18 protein-coding genes are annotated in these 16,059 nt (G+C 65.1%); 4 read left to right on the plus strand and 14 right to left on the minus strand.

What is annotated here, in order from left to right:
- Nucleotides 1-796: ParB/RepB/Spo0J family partition protein (locus AB7F11_RS18645; RefSeq protein ID WP_428300091.1), on the minus strand; the 796-nt coding region annotated here is incomplete at its 3' end.
- A gap of 374 nt (nucleotides 797-1,170) precedes the next feature.
- Complete coding sequence (locus tag AB7F11_RS18650; RefSeq protein WP_428300090.1) at nucleotides 1,171-1,566, minus strand: ATPase; 396 nt, start codon at nucleotides 1,564-1,566, stop codon at nucleotides 1,171-1,173.
- A gap of 742 nt (nucleotides 1,567-2,308) precedes the next feature.
- Here AB7F11_RS18650 and ltrA point away from each other — a divergent pair.
- Complete coding sequence (gene ltrA / locus AB7F11_RS18655) at nucleotides 2,309-3,808, plus strand: group II intron reverse transcriptase/maturase (protein WP_428300803.1); 1,500 nt, start codon at nucleotides 2,309-2,311, stop codon at nucleotides 3,806-3,808.
- 216 nt (nucleotides 3,809-4,024) lie between these two features.
- Here ltrA and AB7F11_RS18660 read toward each other — a convergent pair whose 3' ends face one another.
- The 3 genes from AB7F11_RS18660 to AB7F11_RS18670 form a co-directional block, all read right to left on the minus strand.
- Nucleotides 4,025-4,891, minus strand: coding sequence for a universal stress protein (locus AB7F11_RS18660; RefSeq protein ID WP_428290531.1), 867 nt, complete (start codon nucleotides 4,889-4,891; stop codon nucleotides 4,025-4,027).
- A gap of 14 nt (nucleotides 4,892-4,905) precedes the next feature.
- Nucleotides 4,906-6,399 (minus strand): SulP family inorganic anion transporter, encoded by a 1,494-nt coding sequence (locus tag AB7F11_RS18665; RefSeq protein ID WP_428290530.1) that lies wholly within the window; start codon nucleotides 6,397-6,399, stop codon nucleotides 4,906-4,908.
- Between the two features lie 316 nt (nucleotides 6,400-6,715).
- The gene (locus AB7F11_RS18670; RefSeq protein ID WP_428290529.1) at nucleotides 6,716-7,687 is read right to left on the minus strand and encodes a YeeE/YedE thiosulfate transporter family protein; all 972 of its coding nucleotides are present in this window, start codon (nucleotides 7,685-7,687) and stop codon (nucleotides 6,716-6,718) included.
- Nucleotides 7,688-7,836: 149 nt separating this feature from the next.
- Here AB7F11_RS18670 and AB7F11_RS18675 point away from each other — a divergent pair, with 149 nt between their 5' ends.
- Complete coding sequence (locus AB7F11_RS18675; RefSeq protein WP_428290528.1) at nucleotides 7,837-8,016, plus strand: hypothetical protein; 180 nt, start codon at nucleotides 7,837-7,839, stop codon at nucleotides 8,014-8,016.
- 65 nt (nucleotides 8,017-8,081) lie between these two features.
- Nucleotides 8,082-8,789: a DUF6969 family protein gene (locus AB7F11_RS18680; protein WP_428290527.1), complete on the plus strand. Its 708-nt coding sequence runs from the start codon at nucleotides 8,082-8,084 to the stop codon at nucleotides 8,787-8,789.
- Between the two features lie 22 nt (nucleotides 8,790-8,811).
- Here the strand turns inward: AB7F11_RS18680 and AB7F11_RS18685 are convergent, their stop codons facing one another.
- The 9 genes from AB7F11_RS18685 to AB7F11_RS18725 form a co-directional block, all read right to left on the minus strand.
- Complete coding sequence (locus AB7F11_RS18685) at nucleotides 8,812-9,888, minus strand: hypothetical protein (RefSeq protein WP_428290526.1); 1,077 nt, start codon at nucleotides 9,886-9,888, stop codon at nucleotides 8,812-8,814.
- Between the two features lie 56 nt (nucleotides 9,889-9,944).
- Nucleotides 9,945-10,679, minus strand: a complete 735-nt coding sequence (locus tag AB7F11_RS18690; RefSeq protein ID WP_428290525.1) for a cytochrome c biogenesis CcdA family protein — start codon at nucleotides 10,677-10,679, stop codon at nucleotides 9,945-9,947.
- 13 nt (nucleotides 10,680-10,692) lie between these two features.
- The gene (locus tag AB7F11_RS18695) at nucleotides 10,693-11,073 is read right to left on the minus strand and encodes a thioredoxin family protein (RefSeq protein ID WP_428290524.1); all 381 of its coding nucleotides are present in this window, start codon (nucleotides 11,071-11,073) and stop codon (nucleotides 10,693-10,695) included.
- A gap of 78 nt (nucleotides 11,074-11,151) precedes the next feature.
- Nucleotides 11,152-12,288 (minus strand): patatin-like phospholipase family protein, encoded by a 1,137-nt coding sequence (locus AB7F11_RS18700; RefSeq protein WP_428290523.1) that lies wholly within the window; start codon nucleotides 12,286-12,288, stop codon nucleotides 11,152-11,154.
- Nucleotides 12,289-12,391: 103 nt separating this feature from the next.
- Nucleotides 12,392-13,192, minus strand: a complete 801-nt coding sequence (locus AB7F11_RS18705) for a 3-hydroxybutyrate dehydrogenase (protein WP_428290522.1) — start codon at nucleotides 13,190-13,192, stop codon at nucleotides 12,392-12,394.
- A 119-nt stretch (nucleotides 13,193-13,311) separates the two neighbouring features.
- Nucleotides 13,312-13,596, minus strand: coding sequence for a DUF427 domain-containing protein (locus tag AB7F11_RS18710; RefSeq protein ID WP_428290521.1), 285 nt, complete (start codon nucleotides 13,594-13,596; stop codon nucleotides 13,312-13,314).
- A gap of 11 nt (nucleotides 13,597-13,607) precedes the next feature.
- Nucleotides 13,608-14,303, minus strand: coding sequence for a haloacid dehalogenase type II (locus AB7F11_RS18715; protein WP_428290520.1), 696 nt, complete (start codon nucleotides 14,301-14,303; stop codon nucleotides 13,608-13,610).
- A 30-nt stretch (nucleotides 14,304-14,333) separates the two neighbouring features.
- Nucleotides 14,334-14,642: a hypothetical protein gene (locus AB7F11_RS18720; RefSeq protein WP_428290519.1), complete on the minus strand. Its 309-nt coding sequence runs from the start codon at nucleotides 14,640-14,642 to the stop codon at nucleotides 14,334-14,336.
- A gap of 13 nt (nucleotides 14,643-14,655) precedes the next feature.
- Nucleotides 14,656-15,225, minus strand: a complete 570-nt coding sequence (locus AB7F11_RS18725; RefSeq protein WP_428290518.1) for a carboxymuconolactone decarboxylase family protein — start codon at nucleotides 15,223-15,225, stop codon at nucleotides 14,656-14,658.
- A 266-nt stretch (nucleotides 15,226-15,491) separates the two neighbouring features.
- On the opposite strand from AB7F11_RS18725, the gene AB7F11_RS18730 reads away from it, so the two are divergent.
- Complete coding sequence (locus tag AB7F11_RS18730) at nucleotides 15,492-15,971, plus strand: DUF4148 domain-containing protein (RefSeq protein WP_428290517.1); 480 nt, start codon at nucleotides 15,492-15,494, stop codon at nucleotides 15,969-15,971.
- The last annotated feature ends 88 nt before the right edge of the window (nucleotides 15,972-16,059 follow it).

The raw sequence follows: 16,059 nt of genomic DNA on the forward strand, positions 1-16,059 counted from the left end.
GCCGAAGTTCGGAACGCAACGTAAAAGAGCCCACGAGGGGCACAGTTATGCCGAGTGATTCTGGGAATCTATGCAGGCTGTTGCCGACCGTGCTCGGCATAACCTCGCACTCCACATAAGCCGCGTTATGCCGATCTCGGCATAACGCGGCTTCCTGCGCCGCGTGGTCCTCGGTGATCGCCAGGGCCATCAACTGCTCGAGCGAGACCTTGCCTTGCTGGTAGTCCGTCAGCAGCCGGGGCGAGACATTGGCCAGCCGCAGCCGCCGCTTGACCACCAGTGGCGTGACCCCGAAGTCGGCCGCAATGTCTTCCAGTGCACGCCCTTCGGCCACCAGCGCCTTCCAGGCAAACAGTTCGTCCACCGGGGACATGGGTTCGCGCTGCACGTTCTCGGTCAGGCTCACGGTGCGGGCCGAAGTGTCGGGCACCAGCAGACAGGGCACCGGGTGGTCCTTGTCGAGTTTGTGGCGCTTGACCAGCAGCTTCAGCGCGGCCAGCCGCCGACGCCCAGCCACCACCTCGAACGACAGCCCATCGGGCGATTCGATGACGGTCAGGTTCTGCAGCAGGCCCAGGCGGCCGATGGACGCTGCGAGTTCGGGAATGGCCGTGTTGCCGCTTTGGCGCACGTTGCGGCTGGACGGACGCAAGCGCGAGAGCGGGATCAGATGCAACTCATAGGGTGCCACCTCCGGGACGCTCAAGGATTCCTCGGTTCTGGCTGCTGCGCCTATGGCCGCAGCGGTTGCCACGGCGTTCAGCGCCAGGGCTTCGGGTTGAGAAACGGTGTTCATGTGAAATCTCCTGCCCCTCTCGGGGCCTTGGTTCAATGAAAGGTCAGACGAAACAGATGGGGGTTCAGTGGGTGTTGTGCATGGGCGCTCTCCTTGGGTGCTGGGCTCCGCAGGGGCCGCGAAGCCCTTCGCGGCCATGGGCAGCCGCTGGGGCCGGCGCGGGTGCGCCGTCAAGGGAGGAAGCGAAGGCGCTGGCGCGGCCCGCAGGCGCAGCCGAGGACACGGGCGCCGCAGCGGCCCTTGACGGGGGGAGCGCCCGCAAAGGCCAGGCAAGCCGGCAAGGCCGGCGCGCAGGCGTTGCCATTCATGCGTTGCAAAAGAAAAGCGCCGCGCCCGCAGTCTGCGGGGCGGCGCATTGAAGATTCAGCGCAGCGTCAACCCGCCGCGGGCACCACCATGGCCTGCAGCTGCGCGATCACGCCGGGTTCAACGAAGACACAAGGCTGCCCAGCGTCAACCGGGACGTTGAACACCCGGGTGAACACCTCCCGCTTGATGTGCACCAGCTGACCGGTTCGGTAGGTCTGTTCAGGCTTCATCCGGCCCGAACCGGACGGTGCCCCGCTGCGCCGCGGATCGCATTCGACCAGTGCCACAAAACCTTCTGCGAACATCTTCTGGTGCTCGGGACACAGGCTCCAGCCCGTGGTCGTGTGGAGTGCCATGCTCGCGCGCAGGCGTCGGTCGAGCAGCAGGTTGCCTGTGTCAAAAGAGGTGCCGCACACCAGGCACAGCTGCTGTTCCAGCGAAATGTATGACTTGTCGTCCATGACCAACTCCGGTGATCGGGCGGGATTGCCCGAGACCGGAACCGGAACACCGCAGCGCAGCGGTCACAGGTTCGAAGACGGCCGACAGGCCGCCAGCGCCCACCGGGCGCGCAGACCTTGACGGCGAGAACGTGCGACCTGAGGTCGCTTGAATTTCTGTTTCACGGAGGTAGCTATGACCTGATGAAACCGGCTGTTCCATCAGCCGTTCCCTACCCGGACATGCGGAGCTGGCAACGGCTCGGTATGAAGCTCCGGGGACAACGTTGCCGCCGGTTTACCGGTACGCCAAGCCGTGAGGCGAAGCGGAATCTGCCAGCACAAGGGCGGAGAGGAGCAAGGGATGGGTGGGTACGACCAACACATGTGAACGTCCGACAACGCGTCGTAATGTCAGACAAGCCAAAGGTGCTGAAAGGCTTGAACCAAAAGGTATGCGGCAAGGCACGGTCCTTTGTTCTCTGGACCGTCATGGACATGATTGCCGCCGGCGCACAGGACGGGTCCGCACCATCCGGAAATTCATGCGGAACAGGGTAAGCCCATCACGCTGCCGGCAACGGCAGGCGAACCGTGAGGAACGCTGTGGGTGTGGTGGGTAGAGGAATGCGGAGAAAGCGAAAGCCCGGCTGTAATGGACGGGATACGGGCTGCGACATCGCCCGACGCGAAAGCGGGCAGACTTCCGCGCGGTCATTCATGGCGAGAGAATCTTGACCAATCGTTGTACGAGGAAAAGCAGATGACGGCGAACGATACGAAGGTATCGGGCGCTGGTGCGTCCTCGCCCGCTACGCTGATGTGGGACCAGGCCAACTGGCCCCACATCGAAGCAGAGGTGAAGCGACTTCAGATGCGTATCGCCAAGGCAGTTCGGGAAGGCAGGTGGGGCAAGGTGCAAACCTTGCAACGTCTGCTGACCCGCTCGCACAGCGGCAAGATGCTTGCCGTCAAGCGAGTGACGGAAAACAGTGGGAAGAGAACGCCGGGGGTGGACGGAAAAGTCTGGCTGACCCCGGCGGCCAGATGGAAGGGGATGCTGTCGCTGGGGCATCGTGGCTACTGCCCGATGCCGCTGAGGCGGGTCTACATTCCCAAGAGCAATGGAAAGAAGCGTCCGCTGGGAATTCCATGTATGCGGTGCCGGGCGATGCAGGCCTTGTGGAAGCTCGCCCTGGAACCCGTCGCGGAGACACAGGCGGACCCGAACTCCTACGGCTTTCGGCCTGAGCGCGCGACTGCCGATGCCATCGAACAGTGCTTCACGGTCCTGTCGCGCCGTATTTCGGCGCAGTGGATTCTGGAGGGTGACATCCGAGGTTGTTTCGACAACTTCAGTCACTCCTGGTTCCTGGAGCACATACCGATGGACAAGGCGGTCCTGCGCGCATGGCTGGAGGCCGGCTACGTCGATGAGGGATCCTTGTTCGAGACGCGGGCAGGTACACCCCAAGGGGGGATCATCTCGCCCGTGATCGCGAACATGGCGTTGGATGGCTTGGAGGCGGTGGTGCATGCGAGTGCCGGTGGATCGGAACGCGCACGCCGCAGGGCCAAGCTCAACGTCATCCGCTATGCCGATGATTTCGTGGTGTCTGGTGCGTCGAAAGACGTGCTCGAATCCCAGGTCCTGCCTGCAATCCGCCGGTTCATGGCCGAACGCGGGCTGGAACTGTCGGAGGAGAAGACCCGGATCACGCACATCGGGCAAGGGTTCGACTTCCTGGGTCAGAACGTGCGCAAGTACGGCGACCAGTTGCTGACCAAGCCGGCGAAGAAGAGCATCAAGTCGCTGCTGGACAAGGTCAGGGACATCATCAAGGACAACGCGAGCGCCACGCAGGATGCGGTGATCCGGCAACTCAACCCTGTGATCCGAGGTTGGGCCATGTATCACCGTCATGCTGCGGCGAAAGCGACCTTCTCATTGATTGACTCGCACATCTGGCACATGCTTTGGAGGTGGGCCGTGCGCAGGCACCCCGCCAAAGGGGCACGATGGGTCATCAGACGGTACTTCAGGGTAAGAGGATCACGGTCTTGGGCCTTCGCAACGAGGGGTTCGACTGACGGCAAAACGGTCAGCCTTCAGCTCTTCTGCGCGATGACGGTAGCGATCACCCGCCACGTCAAGGTTCCTGGGGCTGCCCATCCGTTCGATCCGGAGTGGACTGCGTACCTGGCCCGTCGTCGAGCCGCGAAACGTTCCGTCAAATTGTTCGGTGCCAACCCATGGTGCTGAAGAATGGCTTGAGCCGGATGCGGGGTGACTCGCACGTCCGGTTCTTAGGGGGCGGCGGCGCAGCAATGCGCCGCTGCTACCCGACGGTGTGCAAGGATGAAGGGATCAGCGAGCCAGCCCCACCACACCAGCAGGCGCGAACCAGGGCAATCGCAAGGCTCAGGCTGGGACCCAGCTTCAGTCGAGGTCAACCAGGGTGGACTGTTCGGTTTCCTCTTAGCGCAGCAGCAGCGTGGGTACCCTCGCCGCGCGCAGCAGTTCGGTGGTCTTGCTGCCCATGAACAGCTTGCGCAGCGGCGAGTGGGTGTAGGCCCCCATCACGAGCAGGTCGACGCCCATTTTCTGGATGGCGTGGCCGATCACGGTTTCCGGGTCGCCGGGCTCGATGTCCGCCACCACGCCAAAGCCAGCCTGCTCCAGCGTTTGGCGCGCCCACTCGATCTGCTTCGGGCCGTCGCCCGACGGCTTGCCCGACATCAGCACGTGCACCGGCAGGCCTTTGAAGAGCGGGCTGGCCGCCACCATCTCCACGCCCTTGCGTGTGATGGCGCTGCCGTCGAAGGCAATCAGCACGCGCTCGGGCGCCTTGAAGCGGTCGGTCACCGCGAGGATGGGGCGCTGCAGCGAGCGCACCGTCCATTCCACGTGGCGGCCCAGGTCGCGCTGCGTGGTGCTGGCCGAGGCGCCGCGCCGGCCCAGCACGAAGAGGCGCACGCCGTCCTGCTGCTCGCTCAGCGTTTCGGCCAGATCGCCGTGGCGCTGGCGCGTGTCCACCGGGCTGGCGCCGGTGGCGAGCGCCCGCTCGCGCAGACCCTGCAGGAAGCTGCGGGCCTGTTCGCGCTCGGCGCGGGTGCGGGCGGCGTCCTGCTCGCTCAGGTTCTTGAGCAGGGTTTCTTCGGCATTGGCGCCGATGGCGCCGCTGTGGTCCTGGCTGCCCTGCAGGGCAGGGTGACGGTCGATCACGTGCAGGAATTCCAGCGGCGCGGCCATGCGCTCGGCGGCCCAGGCGGCGTAGTCGGCCACGTGTTCGGCGTATGGCGATAGGTCCACACAGGCCAGCACTTTGTTGTCTTGTTGGGTCATGTTGATGCTCCTGTTCAGTGACCGACCAGCATGTCGTCGGCGCCGTCTTTGTCGTGGATGGCGAACTTGTCCACCATGGTGGTGCTGGCTTCGTTCAGGCCGATCACTTCCACCTCGGTGCCTTCACGGCGGAACTTCAGCACCACCTTGTCCAGCGCGCTGACGGCGGTGATGTCCCAGAAGTGCGCGCGACTGACGTCGATGCGCACCGTGTCCACCACCTCCTTGTAGTCGAACGCGTTGGCGAAGCGCTCTGCGCTGGCGAAGAACACCTGGCCGGCGACGGTGTAGGTGCGGCTGCGGCCCTCGTTGTCTGACATCGAGCGCACGCGCAGGATCTGCCCCACCTTGTGCGCGAAGAAGAAGCCCGAGAGCAGCACACCGGTGAGCACGCCCTTGGCCAGATCGTGCGTGGCCACGGTCACCACCACGGTGGCGATCATTACCGCGCTGGAGCTCTTGGGGTGGTCGCGCAGGTTGCGGATGGAGCCCCAGTTGAAGGTGCCGATGGAGACCATGATCATCACGGCCACCAGCGCGGCCATGGGGATCTGCTTGACCCAGTCGCCCAGGAACACCACCAGGATCAGCAGCACCACGCCGGCCACCAGGGTGGACAGGCGCCCGCGCCCGCCCGATTTGATGTTGATCACACTCTGGCCGATCATGGCGCAGCCGGCCATGCCGCCGATGAAGCCGGTGGCGATGTTGGCCACACCCTGGCCCACGCATTCGCGGTTCTTGTCGCTCCTGGTGTCGGTCAGGTCGTCGACGATGGTCGCGGTCATCAGCGATTCGAGCAGGCCCACCACCATGAGCGTGAGCGCGTAGGGGAAGATGATCTTGAGGGTCTCGACGTTGAGCGGAATGTCCGGGATCAGGAACATCGGCAGGCTGTCGGGCAGCTCGCCCATGTCGCCCACGGTGCGGATGTCCAGGCCCATCCAGATCGAGAAGGCTGTCAGCACCACGATGGTCACGAGCGGCGAGGGCACGGCCTTGGTGAGGTAGGGCAGGCCGTAGATGATGGCCAGGCCCGCGGCCGTCATGGCGTACACATGCCAGGTGACACCCACAGTCTGCGGGTTCAGCTCGGGCAACTGGGCCATGAAAATTAGGATGGCCAGGGCATTCACGAAGCCAGTGACCACCGAGCGCGACACGAAACGCATCAGCACCCCCAGCTTCACCCAGCCCGCAATGACTTGCAGCACGCCGGTGAGCACGGTGGCGGCCAGCAGGTACTGCAGGCCGTGGTCTTTCACCAGCGAGACCATGAGCAGCGCCATGGCGCCGGTGGCGGCCGAGATCATGCCAGGGCGCCCACCCATGAAGGCGATGATGGTGGCAATGGAGAACGAGGCGTACAGCCCCACCTTCGGGTCCACGCCCGCGATGATGGAAAAGGCGATGGCCTCGGGGATGAGCGCGAGCGCGACCACCAGGCCGGCGAGCACATCGTTGCGGACGTTGGCGAACCAGTCCTGTTGAATTTTCTGAAGGGACATGAGTCAAGCACCCTCGCAGCGAAGCGAAGATGAGTCGAGGAAGAGGAGAAAAGGAGAAACCGCCCAGACGGACAGTTGAAGCAGAGCGCGATGGCCAGGCCAGATGCCCGGCGCCGGTCAAGGCGGTGTGACCGAACTGAAATACCCACGCGGCAAAGCCGAGCCACGGTAGGTCACCGTGGGGCGTTGAAGGGCTGGGTGGAAATGCTGCATCGCCGCATTTTAGATGATCAACGCGGCATCAAGGACCATGCATCCAAGATGCACCAGTGGAAACGGCGAACGACCTTTGTCAATATTCGGGATCAACCACCCATCAGGCACGCTCGGGCGCCTTCATCAGTTTCACCACCACATAGATCCCCGTCAGCATGGCCGCAAAACTGGCCAGCGCCTGCAACGACAGCGTGGGCATCAACACCAGCAACACGGTGTCGTTGCCTCCCGGCACCAGTGCGCCACCGATGCCCATGAGTCCGCCGCCCAGCATGTTGCGCCACCCGAACATGGTCTGCGCGCCGCGCCATTGAAACTGGCCGCGCTGCACCGACGAGACCACCATGCCCACGAACAGGCAGGAGACCAGCGTCAGGCGATACCATCCTGGCGGCTTCGTTCCGGATATCCAAGAAACACCCAGCTCGCGCAGGTAGTTGGTGTAGGTCCAGGCGCCTTCCAGCAGGAACAGCAGGCCGCTGCAAAGACCCAGCACCATCGCGGCCATTGAAAGTCGATACCTGGGCGCCAGAAGCCACTTGTCTGGGCGCTGGTGGTGGACTCTGCAGCGCCAGAGCACCACGAGCTGCCACACCGCCCACGCCAGCAGCAGCAACATCAGCGCTTTGCGAAAGCCCGCGCCCACCGCACTCCACCAGAGTGCTTCCGCATGGGGCCAGGGCAGTGTGCCGACCGATTGCAGCCACGTCACCACGAGGCTGCCCAGCACAAAGAACGCCAGCGTGGTGAGCAGACGGGTTTCGCCGTCCGCCAGCCGCTGCAAGGTGGACAAGGAACAGCCGCCATTCACCGCTGCCCCCATGCCGAACAGCAGACCGCCGACCACGCTGAACAGCCAGCTGCTGGCCAGCACGGGGCGCCCGGCGATGGGCGCTCCCACCCAGACAAACAACCCCGTGACCAGGCTGGCCCAGAGCGAGGCGTAAAAAAAACTGACCAGCAAGCTGGCCTTGCGCTGCTCCATCCACTGCATCACCGCGCGCACCGTGCACAAGCTGGCACGGTGGGCCGCGAAGCCGATCAGAAAAACCAACACAAAACTGAGCCACATGGCGCTTGGTCGGTGATCGCCGCATCCGGATTACACCGATCGCTGTAATGATCCGGCTCCAGGTGACGACCAAGCCCCACCAAGGACTGTTCGTGGGCATCCGGCCTCGCGCATGTCACTGGTTTCTGTCACTTCACCGGAGAACCCCCATGTCATCACTTTCTTCCCGCCTGTCCCTGAGCCTGGCTGCGGCCGTTGTCACCACCGCCGCCCTGGGTGGCTGCGCCATGGCCTGCCGCGCTTGCGGCGCCAAATGCGGCACGTCCAAGACCATGCCTAAGTGCAGCGCCTGCAAGGCCAAATGCGGCGCCTGCGCACCCAAAAAGTAATCAACCCGTGCCCCACGTCCCCTGAACGGCACCCCGCTCTGGGGACGTGTCATCGACCTGCATCCATGCCTGCATCCGCCCTGCTGCGCCGACACTGGCGCTCGGCCCCATTCACCGAACTGGGCGCCGCCCTGCACCACGGCCAGGCCAGCGTAGAAGCCTTCGCCACCGCCACGGAAGCAGCGGGCTCCCTGCTCCAAAGCTGGGTGCAAGGCGCCGAGGTGGTGGCGTACGAACACTACCCGCCATCCGACGTCATTGATCTGGCCAGCGGGACCCAGTTCTACTACCACGCCCACCGCACCCACGGCGACGAACACGGGCATCTGCACGTGTTCTGGCACGCCACCGCGTCAGGCCGCCGCAGCCGCCCCACACAAGGCCGCAAGGTCTGGAAACGCAGCGCACCGACGCACATGTTGGCCATCGCGCTCGACGCCCGTGGCTTGCCGGTCAAGCTCTTCACCACCAACCAGTGGGTCACCGAAGGCCACTGGTTCGACACTGCGCTCACCCTGGCCTGCCTCGACCGCTGCCGACCCGGCCCGGTGCCCGGCCACGAAAACGCCTGCGCCTGGCTGGGCCATTTTCTGGCGCTGTACCGCCCCCTGATCGCCGACCTGCTGCAGCGCCGGGACGCCCGCCTCGCGAAGCACGGCGCCCTGGCGGATGCATTGAGCAACCACCGCCTGGAGGTGCTCAGCCAGTCGCGCATCGACTGGGCCGCCGATCTCGATGCCCTACAAGCCGAGGCGACCCGGCGCGGGCTCTGAGGCTGGGCACCGCCCCGGTGAATCAGCGGGCCTCGACCGTGAACTGGTGGCTGTTGCCCTTGAGTACTTCGACCGTGGGCCGGTACAGGCCCGGCAGGCTGCCCGCGCGGAACTGGATCGCGAGCAGACCCGGGTTGGGCTTGCCGCCTCCGGCCGCAGGCGGAAAGCGGTCGCTGCGCAGCACCTGCCCCGAAAGCACCGGATTGCCATCGGCACCCAGCGGGCTGGTGGCCGCCTGGCCCGTGGCGCCTTTCGGTGCCGCACCGATGATGCCGCCGACCACCGTGTCGACCGCCGGGTCCAGGCGCTTGTCGCCGTTGCTGTCCTGCACCAGCAGACCACCGGTGTAGCGCGGAAAGCGGTTGATGTCGCGCGGCGCCACGCCCACACCGTTGAGCGGTGCACCGTTGGCGCCCCAGAGCAGCAGCCCCAGGTGCATGGGGGCGACCTGCCCGGTCGCTACCGTCTGGAAGTCGGTGTTCGCGCCCGGTGGCACATGGAAATTGGTGGGCGCCAGCCGTGCCTCCAGCATTTCTTCCTGCACCCGCATGCCTCCTTGCCAGACCGCCTGCACCTGGCCCTGGGCGGACCGGCGCGTGACCGTCACCGGGTAACCGCCGGTGGCCGGGTTGGTGAAGCTGCGACCGCGCAGATGAATCACCTTGATGCCCGGTGCGTTGCCGCCTTCTGCCGCCATGTCCTTGAGCGCGGTGACGGTGATGACGTGGTCTTTCTCGACATAGTCTATGCGGTACTGCCCGGCCAGCGGCACGGCACCCTGCGGCCAGCCCTTGGTCAGCACGAGATTGGTGTCCCGGTCGGCCACGATGGGCACCGAGGCGTTGCGCTTGAACGCCGGAGACAGCGCCAGCTGCAGCGACTCGCCCGCCTTCAGGGCCAGGCCCGGTGTGGCCGGGTTGGCGTCGGGCACCAGCACAAACACATAGTCGGTCGCTTCGCCCGCCACATGCCCGTCGTATGACACCGGAGCCGGAGCGGTGAGGAGCGCCTGCGGTTTCTGCGGTTCGACGGTGCCGCACGCGGCCAGCAGCAGCACCGAAGCGCCGATCAGCGGAAGGGTTTGGGTCATGGCATGCATGGGAAGGTCTCCTTGAAATGAGCGGTTCACCGAAGAACCCGTGGTTGAAGAATCGGTCAGATGCCCACCGTGAGGTTGACCCAGGCGTCGGGCATCCACTGCACGAACAAAGCTTCGAGCCGTTTGTCCCAGCCCATCAGGATGGCCACACCCAGCAGGCCCAGCAACACGGCAAAAGCGTGGCGCACGCGATCGATGCGCGCCATCACCCAGTCGCGCACACGGTTGAAGCCGCTGCGCGAGGCGTACGCCACGGCCACCAGGGGAATGGCCGCCCCCAGGCCAAAAACACCCAGGATCAAGCCGCCCCGCGCCAGGCCACCCTCGCTCGCCACAAGGGTGAGCGCCGAGCCGAGCAAAGGACCTGAGCAGGGGCTCCAGACCAGGCCCAGCACACCGCCGAGCAGAAACGCACCAGTGAGCGAACCGCCCTGCAGCCCCGACGATGCGGCATGGGCCGAATTGGCCAGCGGCAACATCCAGCGCGTGAAGCGTTCGCCCAGCGCGGGCACCAGCATCACCACCGCAAAGGCGATCAACATGGCGGCACCCGCAAAGCGCACGGTGTCGCCATCCACCCCCAGCGCCGGCCCGAGGGCGCCGAGCACCACGCCGATGCCGGCGAACGAGGCAACCATGCCCAGGCCCATGGCCACCGGCCCCAGCCGGTTGCCCTGCAGCGCACCACCGACCACCAGGGGGAGCATGGGGAAAACGCAGGGTGAGAGCGTCGTCAGGCCTCCGGCGGCCAGGCTGAAACCGAGTTGTGGCAGAGAGACCAGATCAGACATGCGTGTGTTGCGCTCAGAGCGCGGACTTGAATGCGGTGCGAATGGCGGCTGGGTCGGTGTCACCCACCAGGCGCGCCCACTCCTGTTGCCCGCGCAGCACCACGAAGGTGGACTGGGCGCGCACGTTGAACCGCTTCTTGATGTCCTTCTCGGTGTCGTAGTTGACGACCATCACCGTCAGGTCCAGACCCGACTCGCTCTTGAGGGACTGCAAGACCTTGTCCTGCGCGCGGCAGGTCGGGCACCAGTCGGCATGGAAGTGCAGCGCCACCGGCTGGTTGCTGGCCTGGGCCTGCGCCAGCAGCGCGGCAGAAAAGGGTTTGATCTCCAGCGCGTGCGAGGCAGCACTGGCGAGCAACAGAACAGAGGCAAAAAAGACGCGGCGAAGAACCATGTTGACTCCTTGAATGGGACCTGGGTGATGAGTTCAGTCGCCCCCACGCGTGCATTCCTTACAGGCGTCAATGAACAATCAGGCCAGGTCGGCCGGCGCCGCAACCGCTGCGTCCAGGTGAAGCCTGTGCAGACACACCCCTTCGAGCGGATCGTGTGGCGCTTCCCAAGGCTTTTCCGCCAGCGCCTGGCGCCCCAGCTTCAGCCCGGCGTCCGAACGCATGCCCACTCCGCGGGGCGTGAAGTCAATGTCCTTGCTCTGGTCCGCACCCGGCAGGTGCGGCGCCATCAGGCTGACGACGTGCATCACCGTGTTGCAACCCCAGGCGCCCAGCTCGCGCGCGTGGGCGCTGTCGGGCACTTGCCGGGCCAGGTCGCGGATGATGTGGCGCAGCCGGTGCAACTGGCGCTGGCGCTCGATGTGCGATTCGGCCCGGCTGGCGAACTGGATGTCTTTCAAACGGCCCTGCACGTCCCAGAGGCTTTGCGGTTCATCCCCGTGCGGCTCCCACAGGCGGCAGGCAAAGATCAGCGAGTCGCAGCGCGGCTTGTCGTCCAGCACGACCTCGATCGGCGTGTTCGAGTACAGCCCGCCGTCCCAGTACGGGTCGCCGTCGATGCGCACGGCACCGAAAGCCGGCGCCAGCGCCCCTGAGGCCATGATGTGGTCGACGCCGAGGCGTTCGTGCCGACTGTCGAAATACCGCATCTGCCCGGTGCGCGCGTTGACCGCGCCCACCGTGATGCGCATGGGCGAGCGCGCGAGGTATTCAAAATCCACCAGCTCACCGAGTGTGTCGCGCAGCGGCTGCGTGTCGTAGTACGCCGCCTGTTCGATGCCGAGCGCCTGGCGCGGGTTGAACCAGGCGGGCAGGTTGGGCTTGAAGAAATCGGGAATGCCCTGCCCCACCACACCCAGGTTGTGCTGCCACTGCGCCAACCCGGCCAGCGAGGGCCACAGTGCAAAGACGCCTTGCCCCGCCTGCCGCGACTGCATGCGCGCCCAGAACTCACGCAAGCGCGCCAGCCGGTGCTGGGGATGGTTGCCAGCGATCAATGCGGCGTTGATCGCACCGATGGAGGTGCCGATGACCCAGTCCGGCTCCTTGCCGCCTTCGTGCAGGGCCTGGTAGACACCGAGGTGAAACGCCCCTACCGCGCCACCGCCCTGCATGACCATCACGGTCTGCTGGGGCGGGCAGTTCGTGTTCGGCATTTCCATCCTGGTACGCGCCACCTTCGCGGCCACCGTTTGGGCGGAATCGCGGGGTTGGCGGGATGGGGTTTTTGCGCGTGTGGCCATATCGATCCGCCTTTCGTTATTGCGCCGTCCAGCCGCCGTCGATGGGCATCACCGCGCCGGTGATGCTGGCGCCGGCGTCGGAACACAGGAAAGCCGCGTAGGCCGCCACCTGCTCGATGGTGACGAAGCGCTTGGTGGGCTGTGCGTGCAGCAGCACATCGTCGATCACCTGCTGTTCGGTCAGGCCGCGCGCCCTGGCCGTGTCGGGGATCTGCTTTTCCACCAGCGGTGTCCACACATAGCCCGGGCACAGCGCGTTGGCGGTGATGCCCTGGGTGGCCACTTCCAGCGCCACCGTTTTGGTGAACCCGGCGATGCCGTGTTTGGCCGCCACGTAGGCGGACTTGAACGGCGATGCCACCAGCGCGTGCGCAGAGGCCACGTTGATCACCCGGCCCCACCCCTTCGTCTTCATGCCGGGCAAGGCCAGCCGCGTGGTGTGGAACGCGGCCGACAGGTTGATCGCGATGATCGCGTTCCACTTGTCCACCGGAAACTCGTCCACCGGCGCCACGTATTGAATGCCCGCGTTGTTCACCAGGATGTCGATAGCGCCGCGGGTGCCGATGGCTTCTTCCATCATGGCCTGCGTGGCCGCCGGATCGGACAGGTCGGCGCCGCTGTGGTGCACGTTCACCCCGTGCAGCTGCGACAGCTCGCTGCGCAGTTGTTCGATGGCTTCGATTTCGCCGAAACCGTTGAGCACGATGTCGCACCCCGCCGCGGCCAGCGCCGTCGCGATACCGAGACCGATACCGCTGGTGGACCCTGTGACGAGGGCGGTTTTTCTCTTGGCGCGGGTGGTCGGGTGGGACATGGGCAATTCCTGAAAAGCGGTCGATGGCAAGCCAGACGGCTTGTGCCCTTCAGTCGCTGCCCATCACGGCATCCTTACAGCGCGCCCATCGCGATGACGTTGTGCGTTGGCAAGCACGCTCAGTCAGGCGCCAGCGTCACACCCCGCCAGAAGGCCACACGATCGCGTATGGCAGTGGCACGCGCGGTCGGGTGGGTATAGGTCCAGATGGCGTCCCTGTTGACCTGCCCGGCCACCACGATGTCGTAGTAGCTGGCCATGCCTTTGTAGGGGCACACGGTGTTTGTCGAGCTGCTGCGCACGTGCGCCTTGACCAGCGAGCCGAGCGGAAAGTAGCTGACCCCCTCGTGCTCCACGATGTCATCGCTCTGCGCAATCACGGTGTGGTTCCAGATGGCCTTCATCACACAGTCCCTCAAACACCCAGCCGCTGTGCGAGCGCGGGGAAGTCATCGACCACGAAACTGCAGTCGGGGTGGGGATGCGGATCGGGCGGCCCAGCCGGTCCCCACTCCAGTGGCCGGCGGACGAAAGCGGTCTGGTAGCCGCAGCCTCGTGCCGCATTCAGGTCGAAGTTGTGGCAAGCCACCATCAGGATCTGCGCCGGCTCCAGGCCCAGCCAGGTGGCGACCTGCGCATAGGCCTCGGGTTGTGGCTTGTACACGCCGATCATCTCGCACGACACCACGGCATCCCAGTCGATGTCGTTGCGGCGCGAGACGGCCACCACCATGGCCAGCGGCAACATGGTGAACGAGACCACCGGGTAGCGGCGCTTCAGGCGGTTCAACGCGGCGGGAAAGTCGGGCCAGGTGTTCAGCGCGTGCCACGCCCGGTGTATCTGCCAGCGGTCCTGCGCGGTGAATGCCTGAAGACCGTGATGTGCCAACACGCCATCGAGCGTCGTGCGGTGCACGTCGTCCATGTTGAAGGCGGGTCGCACCTGCCCGACGATGGCTTTCATGGCCGCGCGCCGGTAGTCGTTGGTCACGGCATGCCAGTCGCGCGTCAGGTCATGCACATGACCCACGCGCGTGAATGCGTCCACGAGACCAGAATGCCAGTCGAACACCGTGCCGCCGGTGTCAAACGCCAGTGCCTGGATGTCCATGGTGTGGGCTCCCGAGATGGTGACCTGCCATCAACCGCCGCCGCGGTGCGTCTGCAGGTCAAAGCGTTTCTGGACCCGGTAGCGTTCAGCATCGCTCAGGTCCTCGTAGGTGAAGCGCACCGCCAGCTGCGGGATGACCAGCAGCGCTATGCGGCGCGGCGGCAGGGTCTGCCAGCTCAGCGTCAGGCGCCCCTGTGGCCAGCTCGCCAGATTGCTCTGCCCCGCCGCGTCGGTCTGCAACCGGGCCTCGGGCAAGGCCCGGGGCAGCCACGCCAACAATTCGTCGGCGGTGCAGCCCATGACCCGCTCGAAGGTTTCTGGAACGAAAGAAGGGGTCATGGGCTTGCCGGTCTCAATCGACCTTGTAGGCCGCGAAGCGCTCGTCCACGGCCGTGCCGAACGCGTGGTTGGAATAGTTGCTCAGCACCTTCACCGACACCGCCAGCACGATGTAGAGCAGATCGCGCTCCTGGTAGCCAGCATCGAGAAACGCTTTGACCGCTGCAGGGCTGGGCTGGCCCAGGCCTTTGACCATTTCGGTGGTGACTTCAAACAGTGCGGCCAGCTTCGGATCGGGAATGGGCTGGTGGCTGCGGATCGCTTGCAGCACAGGCGCCGGCACACCGGACATCTTGTCGGCAATCATGCTGTGCGCCGCCGTGCAGTATTTGCAGCCATTGGTCCGGCTGACCGCCAGGAACACGACCTCCTGCTCGGTCGGCGTGAGGCCGGACTCCTTGCGAAACAAGCCATAGCCGTGCAGGTAGGTGCTCAAGACGGCCGGTGCGTTGACCATGTTGGCGTACATGTTGGGGATGAACCCCACCTGCTTGAGCGCGGTGTCGAGGATCTCTTTCTGAGCGCCCTGGGCATCGGCGTGGGCCACGGGCTTGAGTTGCTGGATATAGGGTGCTGCTGACATGTGTGGGGCTCCTGGGGATGAGGTGAAACAAGCCGCGGTCGGTGAATCCGGATCGGTTCGACGGTGACTGAGCACCATGCTATGAGCCGTCCAAGCGCGGCGAATCACTGAACGTCTCAGCTTTGCTACCCATCGTTCTCCTGCCGTGCTGGTCGCGGTGAACGCAAAGATGGTGAAAAAATCCTTGTCACGTTTTTTCAGGTTGTTCCGACCAAGGTCATGACGGCACTGCAGATCGCAGCGCTGCAAACCCGAAAGGAAACACCATGAAAACCGTACTCTCTGCCGTGGTCATTGCCCTGTCCACACTGGCCGCCGGCCAGGCCCTCGCTGCCGACCCTGCAGCGCCCAAAACCCGCGCCGAAGTGCAGGCCGAGCTGGCTGAGGCCATTCGCAATGGCGACATGATGGCGAACGGCGAGTCTGGCGCCACTTACAGGCAGCTCTACCCCAGTCGCTACCCGCAACAGACTGCCACGATCGGCAAGACCCGGTCCGAGGTGCAGGCTGAACTGGTCGAAGCCATTCGCAATGGCGACATCATGGCGAACACCGAAAGCGGCGCCACCCTGCGGCAGCTCTATCCGAGCCGATATCCCCAGCAGCCTGCATCGCTCGGCAAGACCCGCGCTGAAGTGAAGGCCGAACTGGCCGAGGCCGTCCGCAACGGTCACACGATCGCCGACGGCGAAAACGGTTCCAGCTTCAACCAGATCTATTCGGGTCGCTACGGACGGCGTTCCTGACTCAGGCCTTCGCCGTGAATCCATGCTCGTCACGCGGGTCAAGTCATGACAGCTCTGCACCCGCCCACGATAGCGGCCATGCATTGAA

The organism is Hydrogenophaga sp. (assembly GCF_050250835.1).
Classification (GTDB): domain Bacteria; phylum Pseudomonadota; class Gammaproteobacteria; order Burkholderiales; family Burkholderiaceae_C; genus Hydrogenophaga.

What these genes read in the sequence shown, in the direction of transcription:
- AB7F11_RS18680 (WP_428290527.1), top strand. Translation starts at nt 8,082, where the DNA reads ATGCCTGCATCCGCCCTGCTGCGCCGACACTGGCGCTCGGCCCCATTC.
- AB7F11_RS18690 (WP_428290525.1), bottom strand. Translation starts at nt 10,679, where the DNA reads ATGTCTGATCTGGTCTCTCTGCCACAACTCGGTTTCAGCCTGGCCGCC.
- AB7F11_RS18660 (WP_428290531.1), bottom strand. Translation starts at nt 4,891, where the DNA reads ATGACCCAACAAGACAACAAAGTGCTGGCCTGTGTGGACCTATCGCCA.
- AB7F11_RS18730 (WP_428290517.1), top strand. Translation starts at nt 15,492, where the DNA reads ATGAAAACCGTACTCTCTGCCGTGGTCATTGCCCTGTCCACACTGGCC.
- AB7F11_RS18675 (WP_428290528.1), top strand. Translation starts at nt 7,837, where the DNA reads ATGTCATCACTTTCTTCCCGCCTGTCCCTGAGCCTGGCTGCGGCCGTT.
- AB7F11_RS18685 (WP_428290526.1), bottom strand. Translation starts at nt 9,888, where the DNA reads ATGCATGCCATGACCCAAACCCTTCCGCTGATCGGCGCTTCGGTGCTG.
- AB7F11_RS18720 (WP_428290519.1), bottom strand. Translation starts at nt 14,642, where the DNA reads ATGACCCCTTCTTTCGTTCCAGAAACCTTCGAGCGGGTCATGGGCTGC.
- AB7F11_RS18715 (WP_428290520.1), bottom strand. Translation starts at nt 14,303, where the DNA reads ATGGACATCCAGGCACTGGCGTTTGACACCGGCGGCACGGTGTTCGAC.
- AB7F11_RS18670 (WP_428290529.1), bottom strand. Translation starts at nt 7,687, where the DNA reads ATGTGGCTCAGTTTTGTGTTGGTTTTTCTGATCGGCTTCGCGGCCCAC.
- ltrA (WP_428300803.1), top strand. Translation starts at nt 2,309, where the DNA reads ATGACGGCGAACGATACGAAGGTATCGGGCGCTGGTGCGTCCTCGCCC.
- AB7F11_RS18695 (WP_428290524.1), bottom strand. Translation starts at nt 11,073, where the DNA reads ATGGTTCTTCGCCGCGTCTTTTTTGCCTCTGTTCTGTTGCTCGCCAGT.
- AB7F11_RS18650 (WP_428300090.1), bottom strand. Translation starts at nt 1,566, where the DNA reads ATGGACGACAAGTCATACATTTCGCTGGAACAGCAGCTGTGCCTGGTG.
- AB7F11_RS18665 (WP_428290530.1), bottom strand. Translation starts at nt 6,399, where the DNA reads ATGTCCCTTCAGAAAATTCAACAGGACTGGTTCGCCAACGTCCGCAAC.
- AB7F11_RS18705 (WP_428290522.1), bottom strand. Translation starts at nt 13,192, where the DNA reads ATGTCCCACCCGACCACCCGCGCCAAGAGAAAAACCGCCCTCGTCACA.
- AB7F11_RS18725 (WP_428290518.1), bottom strand. Translation starts at nt 15,225, where the DNA reads ATGTCAGCAGCACCCTATATCCAGCAACTCAAGCCCGTGGCCCACGCC.
- AB7F11_RS18710 (WP_428290521.1), bottom strand. Translation starts at nt 13,596, where the DNA reads ATGAAGGCCATCTGGAACCACACCGTGATTGCGCAGAGCGATGACATC.
- AB7F11_RS18700 (WP_428290523.1), bottom strand. Translation starts at nt 12,288, where the DNA reads ATGCCGAACACGAACTGCCCGCCCCAGCAGACCGTGATGGTCATGCAG.